The 16764-nt window shown below is 59.9% G+C and carries 22 protein-coding genes; 9 read left to right on the forward strand and 13 right to left on the reverse strand.

Translation table 11 applies throughout. The features are described from left to right. The first annotated feature begins 9 nt into the window (after positions 1–9). The gene (locus ACLIKD_RS09365; RefSeq protein ID WP_428828101.1) at positions 10–786 is read left to right on the forward strand and encodes a hypothetical protein; all 777 of its coding nucleotides are present in this window, start codon (positions 10–12) and stop codon (positions 784–786) included. Here ACLIKD_RS09365 and ACLIKD_RS09370 read toward each other — a convergent pair. The 7 genes from ACLIKD_RS09370 to mltG all read right to left on the reverse strand — a co-directional run bounded on the left by ACLIKD_RS09370 (position 783) and on the right by mltG (position 5807). Beyond that, positions 783–1232, reverse strand: a complete 450-nt coding sequence (locus ACLIKD_RS09370) for a bacteriohemerythrin (RefSeq protein WP_428828102.1) — start codon at positions 1230–1232, stop codon at positions 783–785. The genes ACLIKD_RS09365 and ACLIKD_RS09370 overlap by 4 nt on opposite strands. Positions 1233–1367: 135 nt before the next feature. Next, positions 1368–2027 (reverse strand): ankyrin repeat domain-containing protein, encoded by a 660-nt coding sequence (locus ACLIKD_RS09375; RefSeq protein ID WP_428828103.1) that lies wholly within the window; start codon positions 2025–2027, stop codon positions 1368–1370. A 5-nt stretch (positions 2028–2032) separates the two neighbouring features. Then, positions 2033–2806 (reverse strand): TatD family hydrolase, encoded by a 774-nt coding sequence (locus tag ACLIKD_RS09380; protein ID WP_226470862.1) that lies wholly within the window; start codon positions 2804–2806, stop codon positions 2033–2035. Positions 2807–2815: 9 nt separating this feature from the next. Next, positions 2816–3178 (reverse strand): PilZ domain-containing protein, encoded by a 363-nt coding sequence (locus ACLIKD_RS09385; protein ID WP_226415352.1) that lies wholly within the window; start codon positions 3176–3178, stop codon positions 2816–2818. A gap of 6 nt (positions 3179–3184) precedes the next feature. Further along, on the reverse strand, positions 3185–4129 hold the full coding sequence (gene holB / locus ACLIKD_RS09390; RefSeq protein ID WP_428828104.1) for a DNA polymerase III subunit delta': 945 nt from the start codon (positions 4127–4129) through the stop codon (positions 3185–3187). Positions 4130–4200: 71 nt separating this feature from the next. Then, complete coding sequence (tmk, locus tag ACLIKD_RS09395) at positions 4201–4815, reverse strand: dTMP kinase (protein WP_428828105.1); 615 nt, start codon at positions 4813–4815, stop codon at positions 4201–4203. Then, positions 4812–5807, reverse strand: a complete 996-nt coding sequence (mltG, locus tag ACLIKD_RS09400) for an endolytic transglycosylase MltG (RefSeq protein ID WP_428828106.1) — start codon at positions 5805–5807, stop codon at positions 4812–4814. Before mltG ends, tmk begins: the two co-directional genes overlap by 4 nt. A 90-nt stretch (positions 5808–5897) precedes the next feature. Here mltG and ACLIKD_RS09405 point away from each other — a divergent pair, with 90 nt between their 5' ends. Then, positions 5898–6917: a YgfZ/GcvT domain-containing protein gene (locus ACLIKD_RS09405; RefSeq protein ID WP_428828107.1), complete on the forward strand. Its 1020-nt coding sequence runs from the start codon at positions 5898–5900 to the stop codon at positions 6915–6917. A gap of 9 nt (positions 6918–6926) precedes the next feature. Then, positions 6927–7676, forward strand: a complete 750-nt coding sequence (locus ACLIKD_RS09410; protein WP_428828108.1) for an NRDE family protein — start codon at positions 6927–6929, stop codon at positions 7674–7676. On the opposite strand, the gene ACLIKD_RS09415 is transcribed toward ACLIKD_RS09410, so the two are convergent. Genes ACLIKD_RS09415 through guaB form a run of 4 tightly spaced genes read right to left on the reverse strand, consistent with a single transcriptional unit; the run spans position 7646 to position 11761 of the window. Beyond that, the gene (locus ACLIKD_RS09415; protein ID WP_428828109.1) at positions 7646–8128 is read right to left on the reverse strand and encodes a L,D-transpeptidase family protein; all 483 of its coding nucleotides are present in this window, start codon (positions 8126–8128) and stop codon (positions 7646–7648) included. The genes ACLIKD_RS09410 and ACLIKD_RS09415 overlap by 31 nt on opposite strands. Then, complete coding sequence (tadA, locus tag ACLIKD_RS09420; RefSeq protein WP_428828326.1) at positions 8125–8565, reverse strand: tRNA adenosine(34) deaminase TadA; 441 nt, start codon at positions 8563–8565, stop codon at positions 8125–8127. Before tadA ends, ACLIKD_RS09415 begins: the two co-directional genes overlap by 4 nt. 38 nt (positions 8566–8603) lie before the next feature. Further along, positions 8604–10238: a glutamine-hydrolyzing GMP synthase gene (gene guaA, locus ACLIKD_RS09425; RefSeq protein WP_428828110.1), complete on the reverse strand. Its 1635-nt coding sequence runs from the start codon at positions 10236–10238 to the stop codon at positions 8604–8606. Positions 10239–10297: 59 nt separating this feature from the next. Beyond that, a complete protein-coding gene (guaB, locus tag ACLIKD_RS09430) occupies positions 10298–11761 on the reverse strand; it encodes an IMP dehydrogenase (protein WP_428828111.1) in 1464 nt (487 codons plus the stop codon). Here guaB and ACLIKD_RS09435 point away from each other — a divergent pair. Then, a complete protein-coding gene (locus ACLIKD_RS09435; RefSeq protein ID WP_428828112.1) occupies positions 11761–12306 on the forward strand; it encodes a DUF4124 domain-containing protein in 546 nt (181 codons plus the stop codon). The two genes, guaB and ACLIKD_RS09435, sit on opposite strands and share 1 nt — an antisense overlap. Before the next feature lie 16 nt (positions 12307–12322). Here ACLIKD_RS09435 and ACLIKD_RS09440 read toward each other — a convergent pair whose 3' ends face one another. Then, on the reverse strand, positions 12323–12649 hold the full coding sequence (locus ACLIKD_RS09440; RefSeq protein WP_428828113.1) for an RnfH family protein: 327 nt from the start codon (positions 12647–12649) through the stop codon (positions 12323–12325). Beyond that, positions 12642–13085: a type II toxin-antitoxin system RatA family toxin gene (locus ACLIKD_RS09445; RefSeq protein WP_428828327.1), complete on the reverse strand. Its 444-nt coding sequence runs from the start codon at positions 13083–13085 to the stop codon at positions 12642–12644. Before ACLIKD_RS09445 ends, ACLIKD_RS09440 begins: the two co-directional genes overlap by 8 nt. A 57-nt stretch (positions 13086–13142) precedes the next feature. On the opposite strand from ACLIKD_RS09445, the gene smpB reads away from it, so the two are divergent. The 5 genes from smpB to ACLIKD_RS09470 all read left to right on the forward strand — a co-directional run bounded on the left by smpB (position 13143) and on the right by ACLIKD_RS09470 (position 16756). Further along, positions 13143–13592: an SsrA-binding protein SmpB gene (smpB, locus tag ACLIKD_RS09450; RefSeq protein ID WP_226415554.1), complete on the forward strand. Its 450-nt coding sequence runs from the start codon at positions 13143–13145 to the stop codon at positions 13590–13592. Positions 13593–13599: 7 nt separating this feature from the next. Next, entirely contained in the window at positions 13600–14220 is a 621-nt protein-coding gene (locus ACLIKD_RS09455; RefSeq protein ID WP_428828114.1) for a trimeric intracellular cation channel family protein, read from the forward strand. Between the two features lie 65 nt (positions 14221–14285). After that, entirely contained in the window at positions 14286–14930 is a 645-nt protein-coding gene (locus ACLIKD_RS09460; protein ID WP_428828115.1) for a DsbA family oxidoreductase, read from the forward strand. Next, positions 14930–16021, forward strand: coding sequence for an MBL fold metallo-hydrolase (locus ACLIKD_RS09465; protein ID WP_428828116.1), 1092 nt, complete (start codon positions 14930–14932; stop codon positions 16019–16021). The genes ACLIKD_RS09460 and ACLIKD_RS09465 overlap by 1 nt, the downstream gene beginning before the upstream one ends. 99 nt (positions 16022–16120) lie before the next feature. Next, a complete protein-coding gene (locus ACLIKD_RS09470) occupies positions 16121–16756 on the forward strand; it encodes a response regulator (RefSeq protein ID WP_428828117.1) in 636 nt (211 codons plus the stop codon). Positions 16757–16764: the final 8 nt, after the last annotated feature.

Consider the following 16764-nt stretch of genomic DNA (forward strand, 5'->3'; position numbering starts at 1 on the left):
AGCTTCGTCATGTTCCGCAAATTCCGCATCGTGATTCTGCTCCTCGTTCTCGCCACCGTCGGGCTTGGCGCGTGGCGGGCCAATGCCCGGCTGACCGCCTGGCAGCACACTGTCCATGTCGCCCTCTATCCGGTTGCGGCCGATGACTCGCCGACCACCGCCAGTTTCATCGGACAACTGGACAGCGAGAGCTTTACGGACATCGGGCAATGGCTGCAAGGGCAAAGCGACAAATACGGGCGTTCGGTGCTGCAACCGGCCTCCATCCGGCTCGGGCCACTGGTCAGTGATCGGCCACCACCGCCGCCAAGTCACCCGGGTGCCTTCGAGACCATCGTGTGGAGCCTGAAATTGCGCTGGTGGGCCGCGCAGCATGACACGATCAGCGGACCGCAGCCGCAGGTCCGCCTGTTCGTTCTCTTCCATGATCCTGAACGCACCGGCGCCGTGCCTCACTCGACCGGCCTGAGCAAGGGCCAGATCGGGGTCATCCACGTTTATGCCAGCCGCCAGCAACGAAAACAAAACGCCGTGATCATTGCGCACGAACTGCTGCATACCTTCGGCGCCACCGACAAATACGATCTCGCGACGCTGCAACCGCTCTACCCGCAAGGCTATGCCGAACCGGAACGGGAACCCCGCCTGCCGCAGCGCTTGGGTGAAATCATGGGGGGCCGTACGCCGATCGACGAACATCAGGCCGAAATCCCGGCCAGCCTGGCCGACACCGTGATCGGACCGGCAACGGCAAGAGAGATTGGCTTGCTGGCCGGTAAAGGCTAAATCTCGGCGCAGCCGAGCTGTGCCGGAAACGTTTGTTCGCGTGTCGGAAAAATTCTTTGCTGCAATTCCGCTCCGAGATCGATGTCTTCTTCCCGGATGTGTCGCTCGAACCAGTACTCGATGTAACGGATCAGGCTATAGATATCCATCCGCTCCTGACGCACCTGGGCGAGCGTCTTCTCGATACCTTTCAGCATTGCCCGATGCTTGTTCGCGTGCACCGTGAAATCGAGACCTGCCCGTTCAGCGAAGGCCTCCTCGGTGGAACAATGAATGCGCAATGTTTCAAGCAAAGCCTCCGCCTGATCTGACGGGAGACAATTGGCTTCAATGCAGAGGGATTTCAAGCCGGCAAGGCGAGCAAACAATTCGGCATGCTGCTCGTCGATCTCAGGTACGTTGACCACCAGCGAATCAGGCAAAAAGACGGCAATCTGATCATTCATTGCAGTGCACCTCCTGAGCAGAAGCCAGTTTTCGGCAACAAAACGTTCCCTGAGCTTTTCACTATAGAACGCTCAGGCGATTAATCCAGTTCGATTTGTCTGGCCAGACCGCTTTCCGCTGCTCCTGGCCGCAAATTACCGCAGTTCGATCGTCACGGTCTTTCCCGACTTGCCACCCGCTTTGCGCAGCAAATCACCGATATCGGTGTTGGCATTCTTCAATGCGATATCCAGTGCGGTTTCACCGGTTTCCAGCTTTTTATTGGGGTCGGCCTGGCTCGCCAGCAACAATCGGACAAGCTCGGCATGGCCGCCGCGTGACGCGGCGATCAGCGGCGTCGTGCCATTTTCGCTCGGCGAGTCGACTTCCGCTCCCGCCTTCAGCAAGAGCCTGGCGATATCGAGATGGCCGGCGAAGGCGGCGTAAGCCAACGGCGTCCAGCCCGGCATATTGACCGCAGCGCCACCCGCCACGAGCAGCTCGGCAACTTTCAGATGACCGCGAAAGGCTGCCAGGCGCAGCGCCGTATCACCGGCCGAGTTTCGTGCATTCAACTTGGCCCGCTGCTTGATCAGGAAAGCCACCAGATCGGCATGCCCGTCGCGCGCCGCCAGCATCAACAGGGTATTGCCATCGATATCGGTCGTATCGATCGAGGCGCCCTTATTGACGATTTGGGCAACCTCTGCGGTGTCACCGAGCTTGGCCGAGCCGATCAGGTCGTCGTAAGTGGCGGCAGCGACAAACAGCGGAAGAACGGCAGCGATTACTGCGGTCAACAGTCTTTTTTTCATGATTCTCAAGGCCGTGTAGCGTGATTGAACAACGTGAAGAAGTTGTCGGTCGTCGCCGCGACGACAGTTTCCAGAGAAACTGAACGCAGGCGGGCGATTTCTTCGGCAACGTAACGGACGTGGGCCGGCTCGTTTGGCTTGCCGCGATAGGGCACCGGTGCGAGGTACGGCGAATCGGTCTCGACCAGCAGGCGGTCGAGCGGGCAACGCTCGGCGACCTCCTTGACGATGGTCGCGTTCTTGAAGGTAACGATTCCTGAAAAAGACAGATAGAAACCCAGATCGAGCGCCTGCTGGGCGATTTCCCAGTTTTCGGTAAAACAGTGCATGACGCCACCGACCGCCTCGGCCCCCTCCTCCTGCAACAGGCGCAAGGTATCGACGGCCGACTCGCGGGTATGCACGACCAGCGGTTTACCACATTGCCGTGCCGCCCGGATGTGCGCGCGAAATCGCTCGCGCTGCCATTCCGGCTTGTCCTTCTGCCAATAGTAATCGAGCCCGGTTTCGCCGATCGCGACAACCTTCGGATGGGCGGCCAGGGCCAACAGTTGCTCGACGCTGGGTTCTTCGACGTCGGTGTATTCTGGATGAACGCCGACGCTGGCAAACAGGCGGCTATCGGTCTCGGCCAGAGCCAGCACTTGGGGAAAGTCTTCGAGATTGACGGCAATGCACAAGGCGGCGCCGACATCGTTTTCCTGCATGCGCTGCAGAACCTCGGGCAAACGATTGGCGAGATCGGGAAAATCGAGATGGCAGTGCGAATCGACCAGCATGGCGACAGATCAGAGCGTGTGGGTGGGCCGCGACGACTGAATGACGCCGCCCAGCAGGGCTTCGATCTTGCGGCGTGCTTCCTGGCCGCTTTCGTCATTGTTGAAATGCACACCGATGCCCTGTGCCCGGCCGTTTTGTGCCCCGGCCGGGGTAATCCAGACGACCGCCCCGGCGATCGGCAACTTTGCCGGATCATCCATCAGCGACAGCAGCATGAACACCTCGTCGCCAATGCTGTAACTGCGCGTCGTCGGGATGAAGATGCCCCCGGCCCGCAGATGCGGCATGAACGCGGCGTACAGCGCGGATTTCGAATTGATATTCAGCGAGAGAACGCTAGGGCGCTGGGGCGCAGGTTTGACTTCACTCATTGTGTATCAATTGGCAAACAGGGCTCGGTAGTCCAGGAAAAGACCTTCCAGGAAAAGGCGTGCATTCAATGGTTGCTCGGCTTCCCGGCGGTGCGAAATCATGTCGCGATAGGAATGTATCAAGCGTGCGGCTGGAATCATATCAGCCAGACTCGCTATTGTGGCCGCCTGCGGCAGAAAATAGCGAACAGGCATGCCACTCCCGGCCAGCGTCAGGTCGACCAGCCATTTCTGGATGGCTTCAACGACGTTCTTCAGCAACAGCTTTCCCTTGCTGTCCTTGACGGCCTTTTCGAGTTCCGCCGCAAGAGCCAGCGGATCGACATTTTTTCCAACCGACAAACGCCTGATCAGTATTTCCAGCCAGGCCAGTTGTCCGGATGCCGCCAGCTCCATAGCCAACCCCGGCGCCCCACCGGCCAGCGCCAGCCAGCGCCGGGCTTCGGCAACCCCTTCGTCAGCCAGAACCTGTTCAGCCTGCTGTGCATTAGGCAGAGGAATCGGCACGACCTGACATCGACTGCGTATCGTCGGAAGCAGGCGCATTGGCTCGCTAGAAACCAATAAAAACAATGTACTTGGTGCCGGTTCTTCAAGTGTTTTAAGAAGTGCGTTCGCGGTGTTGCGATTCATCGCTTCGGTCGGATAGACCACGACAATCCGCAATCCGCCGCGATGCGTGCCGACGTTCAGGAATTCGTCGAGACCCCGCACCTGATCGATGGTGATCTGCTGACTTGCCTTTTTCTTGCCGTCTTCCGCCTCGGCCTCATCATTCAGCGCATCCGGTTGCAGCAACCGAAAATCCGGATGGTTGCCATGCGCATACCAGTTGCAGGCAAGGCATTTACCGCACGCCTTGCCATCCGTTTGCGGCGCCTCACAGAGCAGACTGGCGGCAAATTGCCTAGCCAGCGCGAATTTCCCCAGCCCTTTCTGGCCGATCAGCAACAATGAATGCGGCAGTTGCTTGCGTCGCTCCTGGAGGCCAGCCCAGACCTTTTCGTGAAGTGTTATTACATTCATAAACAATTCGTTATAACGATTTGTTCAAGTGTTTTACGAATCGATTCCAGCGTCTTGTTGGCATCAACCACCCGAATGCGCTGAGGATTGGCATGCGCTCTTTCCAGATAGGCCTGGCGAACGCGCTCATGAAAATCGGCTCGCTCCTGTTCAAAGCGATCCAGCACGCGACTGGCCACGGCAATCCGCTCCCGGGCGATATCCAGCGGCAAGTCGAAGAGCAGCGTCAGATCCGGCTGCAGATGCTCATGCACCCAGCGCTCAAGCGTCAGGAATTTGGCTCGATCAAGTCCGCGCCCACCGCCTTGATAGGCGTAGGTGGCATCGCTGAACCGGTCGCAAACCACCCATTCGCCACGCGCCAGCGCCGGTTCGATAAGCCGGGCCAGGTGCTCGCGCCGGGCGGCAAACATCAGCAAGGTTTCCGTTTCGAGGTGCATCGGTTCGTTCAGCAGCAGAGTCCGCAACTTCTCGCCGAGTTCAGTCCCACCCGGTTCGCGCGTCACTTGAACCACCAAACCGCGCGCCCGCAGGCTTTCAGCCAGCCATTCGACATGACTGCTCTTGCCGGCACCATCGATGCCTTCGAAAGTGATGAATTTACCTTTCACTTCCCCCCCTTTTGAAATTTGTTAACTGCACTATTGTGCTCGTCGAGCGTCCGTGAAAATTCACTGCTGCCATCGCCCCGGGCGACGAAATACAGCGCATCGGAAGCGGCCGGGTGCAGTGCGGCGCGCAGCGAAGCCAGACCAGGCATGGCAATTGGCGTCGGCGGCAAACCGGCTCGCGTGTAGGTATTGTACGGCGTGTCGGTCTGCAGATCCCGTTTGCGCAAGTTGCCGTCGAAACTTTCGCCGACGCCGTAAATCACCGTCGGATCGGTCTGCAACGCCATGCCCTTGCGCAGCCGATTGACGAACACCGCGGCAACCTGCGTCCGATCCGACTCCCGGCCGGTTTCCTTTTCGACGATCGAGGCCATCACCAGCGCATCGTGCGGCGACCGGTAAGGCAGGTTGTCGGCCCGCCCGACCCATTCTTCATCGAGCCGACGCTGCATGGCACGGACGGCTCGGGCCAGCAACTCAAGATCGCTGGATTGCTTGTCGAACAGATAGGTATCGGGAAACAGCCAGCCCTCCAGGCGCACGACGTTCAGCCCGAGGCGCTCGATGATCTGCGCTTCGCTAAGCCCGCTAGTCTCGTGCAGCAAATCTGGATGGCTATCCAGCCGAGCCCGCCATTGCCGGAAAGTCCAGCCTTCGACCAGCGTCAGATCGCCCTGTGACACTTTACCCAGGGTCAGTTTCTCGAGCAGTTGCAGCGGCGTCACGCCCTGATGCACGGCATAGCTGCCGGCCTTGATACCGGTTTCAGCGCGGTGAAAGCGGGCCAGCAAGGTCAGCAGCGAAGGCCTCACCTCGATCCCGGCCTCCTGCATCTGGACAATCGCCGAGCGCAGGCTGCTGCCGGCGACAATCCGGAAATCGAGCGGCGAGGCGCGCAGCGTCAACGGTTGTTTGGCCCACCACCAGACGCCGCCGCCAAGCGCGCCGGAGACAAGACAAATCAGGAAAAGGGCTTTGAGTAAGAGGCGCACGAGAACTCGTTGGCAGGCGGGTCTTGCCCGTCGGGAACGAGCACGTTATAAGGGACGATATAATATCCCAAACCCCCTACTGGAGCCCCCATGAACCCCAACTGGCGCAGCTTTCTGGAGTCTGCCGACGGCGTCTTCGACGGCGAGACCTCCGAACTTCTCAACTTTGGCGATGCCGCCGCGGAGCTACTGGTAGCCAGCCGGCAAACCGTGCTGGTCCCGCTCATCCACCTCGGATTGATCGAGGCCAGCGGCGAAGAGGCAAAGGCTTTCCTGCACAGCCAGTTCACCAGCGACATCAACCACTTGGCTGGCGGCCAGGCCCAGCATTCCGGCTGGTGTAGCGCCAAGGGGCGTATGCAGGCAAGTTTTCTCGCCTGGCGATCGGGCGACAGTTACCAATTGGCGCTAGCCAGCGACCTTCAGGAAGCGACGCAAAAACGCCTGCAAATGTTCGTTCTGCGCGCCAAGGTCAAACTAACGTCGCTGACTGACAACACCATCCTGCTCGGCCTGTCCGGACCACAGGCCGGCGAAGCGCTGGCCGCTGCCGCACTACCCTGCCCGGCAGAGCCGATGACGACCGCGCAATCCGATGCCGTCACGGTGATCCGGCTTGATGCCAGCCGTTTCATCATTGCCGCCCCGGAATCGGCCAAGGCCGAACTGTGGCAGAAGCTCACCGTCAAGGCCCGGCCGGCCGGCGTTCCGGCCTGGCGCTGGCTGGATATCCAGGCCGCTTTCCCGCTGGTCACACTGGCCACCAAGGAAGAATTCGTGCCGCAAATGGCCGACTTCGAAAAAATCGGCGGCGTCAGCTTCCACAAGGGCTGCTACCCGGGCCAGGAAATCGTCGCGCGCACGCAGTACCTCGGCAAGGTCAAGCGTCACCTGTTTCGCCTGAACAGCCAACAGGCGCTCAAGGCCGGTGACGAACTGCACTCGCCGGACAACCCGGACCAAGCCTGCGGCAAGGTGATGACCGCAGCCCCCTCGCCGACTGGCGGCTACGAGGCCCTCGCAGTAGTGCAATCCAATTTCTCGAACAATGTCCACCTCGGCTCGCGCGAAGGCCCGTTGGTGCAGGCTGCTGCAGTAAACCCGGCATAGACAGCAAAAATGTGCCTGATCGTCGTCGGCTGGCGTAGCCACCCGGACTATCCGCTGGTGGTTGCCGCCAACCGCGACGAGTTTTACGCCCGGCCAACGGCAGATGCCGCGCGCTGGCCTGATACCCCCGAGGTCATCGGCGGCATCGATCTTGAAGCCGGCGGCACTTGGCTGGGCATCAGTTCAACCGGCCGTTTTGCCGCGGTGACCAATGTCCGCGAACCGGCCATGGCGAAAGGCACCCACTCGCGCGGCGAATTGACGCGGAATTTCCTGCTTTCGGCATCTCCTGCCAGCGACTACGCCAATCGGATCGATGGCAGCCGCTATTCCGGCTTCAATCTACTGCTCAGCGATGGCGAAGAATTGATCTATTGTTCGAACCGCGACGGTCAGCCGCGTGCTCTACCGCCAGGAATTTACGGGTTGTCGAATCATCTGCTGGACAGCCCTTGGCCCAAGTTACTCCAGGCTCGCCGACAGTTTGCTACGGCGCTCCAGCAGTTGCCCGACGAAGCCAGTTTCTTTGCCCTGCTGGGCGATCAAACCATCGTCGCCGATGCCGACCTGCCAAAGACCGGCGTTCCGCTCGAATGGGAACGGCTACTGTCTGCCGTTTTCGTCAAATCGGAAAGCTACGGAACGCGCGCCTCGACGCTTGCCTGGCAGCATTCGGACGGCACGGTCCGGCTGCATGAGCAAAGCTTCGGCCCCAACGGCCAGGCACTTCAGTCTTCGGTGATTTCCACTTCGCTATAGCACGGCACACTGTCGAACAGTTCGACAATATCGGCATTGCACATGCGAATACAGCCATGCGACCCGGGAGAGCCCATCTCGACGGCAACGGGGCTGCCGTGAATATAGACATAACGGCGCATGGTATCGACGCAGCCAAGGCGATTGCGCCCCAACTCGCAACCGGAAAGCCAGAGTATGCGGGTCAGTATCCAGTCCCGGCCGGGGAACTGCCCGGCAAGTTCCGGCGTCCATAACTCGCCGGTCGGACGGCGACGAACAAAAACGGTGTTTTCCGGCTGCCCGGCGCCGATTTTGGCCCGAATCAGATGGCGGCCGCGCGGCGTCTGATAACTGCCGGAAATTTCACCGACGCCAGCCTTAGCCGTGGAAACCGGGTACTCGCGGAGAACGACCCCGTGATCGTCGAACACGGTCAGCATCTGGCGCGCCACCGAAACGAGCAGTTTCATTGTGTTTTTTTGCGCCGGTCGGCAAAGAACTGCGACAGCATCTGGCTGCATTCCTCGGCCAGCACACCGCCATCGACGGTGGCATGGTGATTCAGACGCTCGACGCCAAACAGGTCCACAACGCTGCCATGCACGCCGGTTTTCGGATCACGGGCACCATAGATGACGCGGCTGATCCGGGCATGCATGATGGCCCCGGCGCACATCGCACAGGGCTCCAGGGTAACGAAAAGCTCGCACCCCGGCAGTCGGTAGTTGCCCAACACCCGTGCCGCATCGCGCAAAGCGGCAATTTCGGCGTGCGCCGTCGGGTCGCTCTCGCCGATCGGCGAATTGAAGCCGCGACCGACGATCACGCCGTTTTGCACCACGACGGCCCCGACAGGCACTTCGCCCAGACACTCGGCTGCGCGTGCCAGCGACATGGCTTCGCGCATGAAGAACTCATCGCCGAGCACGACGACGTTTTCCGTGGTTATTCCCACTCGATCGTCGCCGGCGGTTTGCCCGAGACGTCATAGACGACCCGGTTCAAGCCGCGAACTTCGTTGATGATGCGATTGGAAACGCGACCGAGCAGTTCGTACGGCAGGTGAGCCCAGTGAGCGGTCATGAAGTCGCTAGTCACCACGGCCCGCAGCGCGACGACGTTTTCATAGGTGCGGCCATCACCCATCACGCCAACGCTCTTGACCGGCAGGAAGACGGCAAACGCTTGACTGGTCAGGTCGTACCAGGTCTTGCCGACATCGGCTTCGGTACAGGCGCCGGCCGCCACGTCGCGCTCGGTAGCCACGGTGGCGCGCAATTCGTCGATGAAAATCGCATCGGCGCGCTGCAGCAGGTGTGCCGCCTTCAGCGTGACTTCGCCAAGGATGCGCACGCCCAGCCCCGGCCCCGGGAACGGATGGCGATAGACCATCTCGCGCGGCAGGCCGAGAGCCACCCCCAGTTCGCGGACTTCGTCCTTGAACAGCTCGCGTAGCGGCTCGAGCAGCTTGAGGTGCATGTCTTCCGGCAGGCCACCGACATTGTGGTGGCTCTTGATGGTGTGGGCGCCCTTCTTGTTCTTGCCGGCCGACTCGATCACGTCGGGGTAGATAGTGCCCTGGGCCAGCCATTTGGCCGACGGAAGCTTCTTCGACTCGGCCTGAAAGACCTCGACGAACTCCTTGCCGATGATCTTGCGCTTGGCTTCCGGATCGGAAACACCGGCCAGCTTGCCCATGAAGTCGTCGACCGCATCGACGCGAATGACCTTGACCCCGAGGTTGCGGGCAAACATGTCCATCACCATGTCGCCTTCGTTGAGGCGGAGCAGGCCGTGATCGACAAAAACGCAGGTCAGCTGATCGCCGATGGCGCGATGGATAAGCGCTGCGGCAACGCTCGAATCGACGCCGCCGGACAGGCCGAGGATGACCTCATCGGTGCCGACCTGAGCGCGGATCGAGGCAACGGCTTCGGCAATGTAGTCGCCCATCACCCAGTCGGTGCCGCAACCGCAGATGCCATGCACGAAGTTTTCCAAAATGGCACGCCCCTGCAGCGTATGCGTCACTTCCGGATGGAACTGGACGGCATAGAAGCGGCGAGCCTCGTCGGCCATCCCGGCAATCGGACAAGATGGTGTCGAAGCCATCGTCTTGAAACCGCTAGGCAGTTCCATCACGGAGTCGCCATGGCTCATCCAGACCTTCAACATGCCGTGGCCTTCGGCCGTCGTGAAATCGGCAATGTCTTTCAACAAGGCGGTGTGGCCGTGGGCACGAACCTCGGAGTAACCGAATTCACGGGCCTTGCCGGCCGCTTCGGCGGTCATTACCTGGCCGCCCAATTGCTGCGCCATCGTTTGCATACCGTAACAGATACCCAGTACCGGCACGCCCAGCTGGAAGACAGCCTCCGGAGCGCGCGGCGTATCGCCGTCCGTCACCGAACTCGGCCCGCCGGACAGAATGATGCCCTTGGCGCCATAGTTGCGGATGAAGTCGTCCGAAACGTCGTAGGGGTGGATTTCGCAGAAGACCTTGGCCTCCCGCACGCGGCGGGCGATCAGCTGAGTGACCTGGGAGCCAAAATCGAGAATGAGGATTTTCTGGTGAGCCATTGCAAAACCTTCAATGAAAAAGGCGGCTACCGGAGCCGCCCTTTGGGACACGGGAACGATCAGTCGAGATGGTAGTTCGGCGCTTCCTTGGTGATCTGCACGTCGTGGACGTGAGACTCACGGATGCCGGCCGAGGTGATCTCGACGAAGCAGGCGTTGTCATGCATGTGTGCGATCGTCGGACTGCCGAGATAACCCATCGAGGAGCGCAGGCCACCCATCAACTGGTGAATGACGGCAAGCACCGAGCCCTTGTACGGCACGCGACCTTCGATACCTTCCGGCACGAACTTGTCCACGTTCGAAGTGGTTTCCTGGAAGTAGCGATCGGAGGAACCGGCCTGCATCGCCCCCAGGGAGCCCATGCCGCGATAGGACTTGTAGGAACGCCCCTGGAACAATTCAACTTCGCCCGGCGCCTCTTCGGTACCGGCAAACAGACCGCCCAACATCACCGTATCGGCTCCGGCAGCGATCGCCTTGGCGATATCGCCCGAGTAACGAATGCCGCCGTCGGCGATCATCGGCACACCGGTCCCCTTGAGCGCTTCGGAAACGTTCTGGATGGCGGTGATTTGCGGCACCCCGACACCGGCCACGATACGCGTCGTACAAATGGAGCCAGGACCGATACCGACCTTGACGCCATCGGCGCCCTGATCGAGCAGCGCCCGCGCCGCGTCAGCCGTCGCAATATTGCCGCCGATGACTTCGATCTGCGGAAAATTCTTCTTGACCCAGTTCACGCGGTCGAGCACACCTTGCGAATGACCATGTGCCGTATCGACGACGATGACATCGACGCCGGCCTCAGCCAGCAACTCAACGCGTTCCTCGGTACCGGCACCGACGCCAACCGCCGCACCGGCACGCAAGCGGCCGGTGAGATCCTTGTTCGCCAACGGATGCTCGGTCGATTTGAGAATATCCTTGACGGTGATCAGGCCACGCAGGTGGTATTCATCGTCGATAACCAGCACGCGTTCCAGGCGGTGCTTGCGGATCAGTTCCTTGGCATCCTCGACGCTGGCTTCCTCGCTCACGGTAACCAGGCGCTTGCGCGGCGTCATGATCAACCGGACTTGCTGGTCGAGATTGGTTTCAAAGCGCAGGTCGCGATTGGTCACGATACCAACCACTTTGCCCGCCTTGTCGATTACCGGCAAGCCGGAAATCTTGTGCTGACGGGTAATTTCGATCACGTCGCGCACCGTCATCAGCGGCGATACGGTAATCGGATCGCGCAGGATGCCGGATTCGAATCGCTTGACCTTCGCCACTTCGGCCGCCTGGGCCTTGGGCGACAGGTTCTTGTGGACGATGCCGATGCCACCTTCCTGCGCCAGGGCAATGGCGAGACGGCCTTCCGTCACGGTATCCATGGCGGCAGAAAGCAGTGGCAAGTTCAGAGTGATGTTGCGAGTCAGCCGGGTAGACAGATTGACATCGCAGGGCAAAATCTGGGAGTGGGCGGGGACGAGCAGAACGTCGTCGAAGGTAAGGGCTTTTTGCAAAAGTCGCATTGCCTTTAATCCAAGGTCACAAAATCGTATTATACAGAAAACCTTCAAAAAGCCCGATAACCATGAAAACCGCTCTCATTTTTACCCTCGGAATCACGCTGACTACCGCATTCGTCACGGCGTATGCCCAAACCTACCAGTGGAAGGACAGCAGCGGCCGCACCGTGATTTCCGACACCCCGCCGCCGGGCGTAGCAGCCAAGGAAGCACGGGCCATCGGCGGACGGCAAACGGCTTTTGCCAAGGAGGAGAAAGCGGTGGAAAAAGCAGCCGAGGCGCCGAAATCGACGGCTGAAAAAGATCTGGATTTCAAAAAACGCCAGCAGGAAGCCAGAGAAAAAGCCGAGAAAGACGCCAAGGAACAGAAAGCCGCTGCCGACACGAAGGAAAACTGCGAACGCGCCCGCCGCAACCTCCTCGCCCTGGAAGCCAATCAACCAATGGCCGCTCTCGATGAAAAAGGCGAACGCCAGCGAATGGATGGCAACCAGCGCAATCAGGAAATGGAGCGCGCCCGGCAGTTCATCACAGAGTCCTGCAAGTAGGCGGGATAGCCGGGAATCAGGCCTCGGGGGCGTCGGTATCACCGGCGCCCTTTTTCATGACCTTGCCTTCGGCAGCACGCTGCTTGCGGACTTCCTTCGGATCGGCGATCAGCGGCCGGTAGATTTCAACGCGATCGCGGTCGCGCAACAGCGCATCCGCCTTAGACAGCTTGGCGTAAATACCGAACTTGTTTTTTTTCAGATCGATTTCCGGGTATTTCTGTAACAGCCCCGACACTTCAACAGCCTGCGCCAGGGTCGCCCCAGCGGGCAGCTTGACACTGACCAGCTCCTGTTTTGTTGACAAGGCGTAGCAAACCTCGATTGTCATTAATTCAGCCATGGCTGGCTCCGTAAACCTGCGCCGCGCGGCGCACAAAGGCATCAACAAAGGTACTGGCAATGTGGTTGAACACAGGCCCGATGACCTTCTCGAACAGCTTGCTCGAAAACTCGTAATGCAGCCGGAACTCGATCTTGCAGGCGTTTTCAGCCAGCGCCCGGAAGTGCCACGAACCTTCCAGCCGGCGAAACGGGCCATCAACCAGGCGGATTTTCATCAGCACCGGATATTCCTTGTCGTTTTCCGTGGTGAAAGCGGATTTAACCGAGTGGTAATTGATATGCAGCGTCGCAACGGTTTTCGCGGCATCGCGGAACTTGACCTCGGTTTGGCTGCACCAGGGCAGAAATGCGGGGTAATCCTCGCAGCGATCGACTAGTTCAAACATGCGCTGGGCGGACTGCTCGATCAATACTGTTTTTTCAACCTGGGCCATGCGTCGGCTGCAGTCCTGTATCCTGTAAAATGACGATTTTAATGGATCACTCGCGGCATGAGCATCACGGTTAACAAAAAAGCCTTTCACGACTTCTCAGTCGAGGAGAAGTTTGAGGCCGGTATTGCCCTCCAGGGTTGGGAGGTCAAGGCCATTCGTGCCGGCCGGATGAATATCAAGGAATCCTACGTCATCATCAAGAGCGGCGAGATTTTCCTGATCGGCATGCACATCTCTCCGCTGACCACCGCTTCGAGCCATAACGCCCACGATCCGGTCCGCACCCGTAAGCTGCTCTTGCATGGCAAGGAGATCATGAAACTGATCGGCAAGGTGGAACGCGCCGGTTACGCGCTGGTGCCGATCGATCTGCACTTCACGCGCGGCCGGATCAAACTCGAGGTTGGTCTGGCCAAGGGCAAGAAGCAATACGACAAACGCCTGGATGAGCAGGAAAAATCCGGCAAGCGTGAGGCGGCCCGCGCCATGAAGGAACATAACCGCTAAGGTGAGCATGGACGCCCTGCTCTACTGGGTCGGCATGGCGGCCGTTGCGGTCAGCGCACTGACTGGCGTCCTCGACTCCAGCCGAAAACAGATGGACCTGATCGGCGCGCTTCTCGTCGGCATTGCGACGGCACTTGGCGGCGGCACGATTCGCGATCTGCTCCTTGACCGCAACGTTTTCTGGGTAGTCGATCAGACTTACCTGATTGCCGCCCTCGGGACCGGCCTCGTGACTTTCTTCATCGCCCGTTCGCTGCCTCTTCCGCCGCGCCTTTTTCTGATTCCCGACGCGATCGGCCTGGCGTTGTTCACCATCGTCGGCACCCAGGTTTCGCTGCAGTGGCATGCTCCTTGGCTGGTCGCCAGTCTGATGGGTGTGATCACCGGCATCGTCGGCGGCGTGCTGCGGGATATTCTGTGCAATGACGTGCCGCTGGTTTTTCTCAAGGGCGAGCTTTACGCCACCGCCGCCTGGGTTGGGGCGCTGGCGCTGATCGCCCTGCAGGAAAGCGGCCTGCCCTCGGTCACAGCGAGCTGGCTGGCCATGGGTATCGTGCTGATGCTCCGTCTGCTGGCCATGCGCTACCACATCACCCTGCCGGCTTTCAGACAGCAACGCACGCCCTGAAATAAGCGGAACGATTGCCGCCGGATTCAGTCTCTACAACCTTCTCCGCTCTTTGCCTGGACTCCATGATTAAAATCGACATCGTTGCCGACATCGTCTGCCCGTGGTGCTTCATCGGCAAACGCCGCCTTGAAACAGCAATTGCCATGGTTCGCCGGAACGTGCCCGAATTCCGCTACGAAACGCGCTGGCGCCCCTTTTTCCTCAATCCGGATACGCCCCCGGAAGGCGAGCCGTACCTACCTTTCCTCGAACAAAAGTTCGGTGGGCGGGCACCGGTCGAGGCGCTGTTCGAGCGCGTCCGGGCAGCTGGTCGCGCCTATGACATCGACTACGCCTTTGAAAGAATCGAATTGCGGGCCAATACGCTGCAAGCCCATCGCCTGCTTTACTGGGCCCAGCAACGCGGCAATGCCGACGCCTTGATCGAGCGGCTGTTCGTAGCCCAGTTCCAGCGGGGCGAACATGTCGGCGACCGCGTCACCTTGATCAAGATTGCAGTGGACTGCGGCTACCCGGCAAACGAACTCGAAACTTATCTTTATTCGGACGAATACACCGATACGGTCAACGAAGACGCGCAGCGGATCCGGGCCATGGGGATCCGCATGGTGCCAAGCTTCATCCTGGACGGCGAACAGATCATCGTCGGAGCCGAAGATCCGACGGTTCTGGCGACGGCCATGCTGCAATCGCTTGACGCTCGCTGATGCACCCAGCTTGGCTGAAGAAGGTTCTTCTGGCGCTGAGCACAATGGCTCTCGGCACCGCCTGCTCGGTGATCAATCCGCACTACGATGCGCGCAAGGCACACCATCGTCCGGACGGCTTCGTCAATAGCGACCCGACGCAACAGATCGGCACTTTCCCCTGGTATGAGATCTTGCTGCGGCGGCTACGCGGCGATTTCCAGCCGGCCCGGCCACCGTCCGGCGGCTACGATAAATTCATCGCCGACTGGCGCATGCCGCTCGACATCGAACGCCTGTCCGCACCGGCCGAGCAGCCCCGCATCACGTGGCTGGGCCACGCTTCACTGCTCTTGCAGATCGATGGGCAAAACATTCTGATCGACCCTCAACTTTCCGACCACGCCGGCCCCTACCCCTTTCTTTCGGCGGCCCGTCGAGTGCCAGCCCCAATCCAGCCGGCGCAACTGCCGCCCATCGATCTGGTCCTGATCTCGCACAACCATTACGACCATCTCGACAAGGCGACCATCCAGGCGCTGCTTACCGCCGGGCAGAAACCCAGATTTCTGGTGCCGCTTGGCCTGAAAAGCTGGTTCGACGACCTGGGCATTACCAAGGTGAGCGAGATGGACTGGTGGGATAGCCGCCAGGAAGGCAAGCTCCGGATTCACTTCACGCCGGCCCAGCACTGGAGCAAGCGCACGCCCTTTGACACCAATACCACGCTGTGGGGCGGCTTCGCCATTGAGCGACCGGGCACCACGCCATGGCGTTTTCTCTACACCGGCGATACCGGTTACTCGCAGGACTTCAAGGAAATCCGCCGGCGGCTGGGGCCGATCGATTTTCTCGCCGTCCCGGTCGGCGCCTACCTACCGCGCGACTTCATGGCGCCGCAACACGCCAACCCCGACGATGCGGTGAAGATCATGCTCGACCTCGATGCCCGGCAGGCGCTCGGTGTCCATTGGGGCACCTTCGAACTGACGCAGGAAGCTTTCGACCAGCCGCCCAAGGACTTGGCCATCGCATTGCAGCAACATGGACTGGCAGCCAATCGCATGTGGTTATTCAAACACGGTGAAACACGGGGGCTGACGACCAACTGAAAATCATGCTTTACTGCTTGTAGACGACAGGAAGGGAAATTTGCCCAGACCAATCACTTCGACAGACATTTGGCGTTTTCGCATATCCTCCCGAGTTGCATGAAAAAAATACATATTGTCCTCGCTGACGACCAGTTACTGGTCCGTGCCGGCATCCGGGCGCTTCTTGAAGCATCGCCCGATTACCAGGTTGACGCCGAATGTGCCGATGGCCTGGAAGCCATAGACCAGATCCGCCGACAACAACCAGATATCGCCTTGCTCGACATCGCCATGCCGTTCCTTTCCGGAATCGAGGTCAGCAAAGCCATTCGCCACAGCGACCCGAAGATCAAAATCCTGATTCTTTCCAGCATCGACCGCCACGAATCGGTCGAACAGGCGCTTGCGGCGGGCGTCAATGGCTATTTGCTGAAGGATTTCATCCTTGGCGAACTCCACCAGGCCCTCACCGCAGTGATGGACGGCAAACGTTTTCTATCGCCAAAAATCCAGCAAACACTGGATCAGCATCATCTCGATGGAGAAAGTGGACATACCGCCGGCCTGACTGCCAGGCAAACCGAAATTCTCCGCCTGGTGGCCTCCGGCAGGACCACCAAGGAAATTGCCCGCGAACTCGGGATCAGCCCCAAGACCGTCGAATTTCATCGAGCTCAGTTAATGGGAAAACTGAACGTTCATGATGTGACCGCCCTGACTCGCTTCGCCATCCAGGCCGGCATCGTTTCCTGAGCGCCCGG

The sequence above is a fragment of the Azonexus sp. IMCC34842 genome (genome assembly GCF_050368855.1).
Classification (GTDB): domain Bacteria; phylum Pseudomonadota; class Gammaproteobacteria; order Burkholderiales; family Rhodocyclaceae; genus Azonexus; species Azonexus denitrificans_A.

What these genes read in the sequence shown, in the direction of transcription:
- guaB (WP_428828111.1), bottom strand. Translation starts at nt 11,761, where the DNA reads ATGCGACTTTTGCAAAAAGCCCTTACCTTCGACGACGTTCTGCTCGTC.
- ACLIKD_RS09470 (WP_428828117.1), top strand. Translation starts at nt 16,121, where the DNA reads ATGAAAAAAATACATATTGTCCTCGCTGACGACCAGTTACTGGTCCGT.
- tadA (WP_428828326.1), bottom strand. Translation starts at nt 8,565, where the DNA reads ATGCGCGAAGCCATGTCGCTGGCACGCGCAGCCGAGTGTCTGGGCGAA.
- ACLIKD_RS09440 (WP_428828113.1), bottom strand. Translation starts at nt 12,649, where the DNA reads ATGGCTGAATTAATGACAATCGAGGTTTGCTACGCCTTGTCAACAAAA.
- ACLIKD_RS09445 (WP_428828327.1), bottom strand. Translation starts at nt 13,085, where the DNA reads ATGGCCCAGGTTGAAAAAACAGTATTGATCGAGCAGTCCGCCCAGCGC.
- ACLIKD_RS09385 (WP_226415352.1), bottom strand. Translation starts at nt 3,178, where the DNA reads ATGAGTGAAGTCAAACCTGCGCCCCAGCGCCCTAGCGTTCTCTCGCTG.
- ACLIKD_RS09375 (WP_428828103.1), bottom strand. Translation starts at nt 2,027, where the DNA reads ATGAAAAAAAGACTGTTGACCGCAGTAATCGCTGCCGTTCTTCCGCTG.
- ACLIKD_RS09460 (WP_428828115.1), top strand. Translation starts at nt 14,286, where the DNA reads ATGATTAAAATCGACATCGTTGCCGACATCGTCTGCCCGTGGTGCTTC.
- ACLIKD_RS09380 (WP_226470862.1), bottom strand. Translation starts at nt 2,806, where the DNA reads ATGCTGGTCGATTCGCACTGCCATCTCGATTTTCCCGATCTCGCCAAT.
- ACLIKD_RS09365 (WP_428828101.1), top strand. Translation starts at nt 10, where the DNA reads ATGTTCCGCAAATTCCGCATCGTGATTCTGCTCCTCGTTCTCGCCACC.
- ACLIKD_RS09405 (WP_428828107.1), top strand. Translation starts at nt 5,898, where the DNA reads ATGAACCCCAACTGGCGCAGCTTTCTGGAGTCTGCCGACGGCGTCTTC.
- ACLIKD_RS09455 (WP_428828114.1), top strand. Translation starts at nt 13,600, where the DNA reads ATGGACGCCCTGCTCTACTGGGTCGGCATGGCGGCCGTTGCGGTCAGC.
- smpB (WP_226415554.1), top strand. Translation starts at nt 13,143, where the DNA reads ATGAGCATCACGGTTAACAAAAAAGCCTTTCACGACTTCTCAGTCGAG.
- guaA (WP_428828110.1), bottom strand. Translation starts at nt 10,238, where the DNA reads ATGGCTCACCAGAAAATCCTCATTCTCGATTTTGGCTCCCAGGTCACT.
- ACLIKD_RS09370 (WP_428828102.1), bottom strand. Translation starts at nt 1,232, where the DNA reads ATGAATGATCAGATTGCCGTCTTTTTGCCTGATTCGCTGGTGGTCAAC.
- ACLIKD_RS09415 (WP_428828109.1), bottom strand. Translation starts at nt 8,128, where the DNA reads ATGAAACTGCTCGTTTCGGTGGCGCGCCAGATGCTGACCGTGTTCGAC.
- ACLIKD_RS09465 (WP_428828116.1), top strand. Translation starts at nt 14,930, where the DNA reads ATGCACCCAGCTTGGCTGAAGAAGGTTCTTCTGGCGCTGAGCACAATG.
- ACLIKD_RS09410 (WP_428828108.1), top strand. Translation starts at nt 6,927, where the DNA reads ATGTGCCTGATCGTCGTCGGCTGGCGTAGCCACCCGGACTATCCGCTG.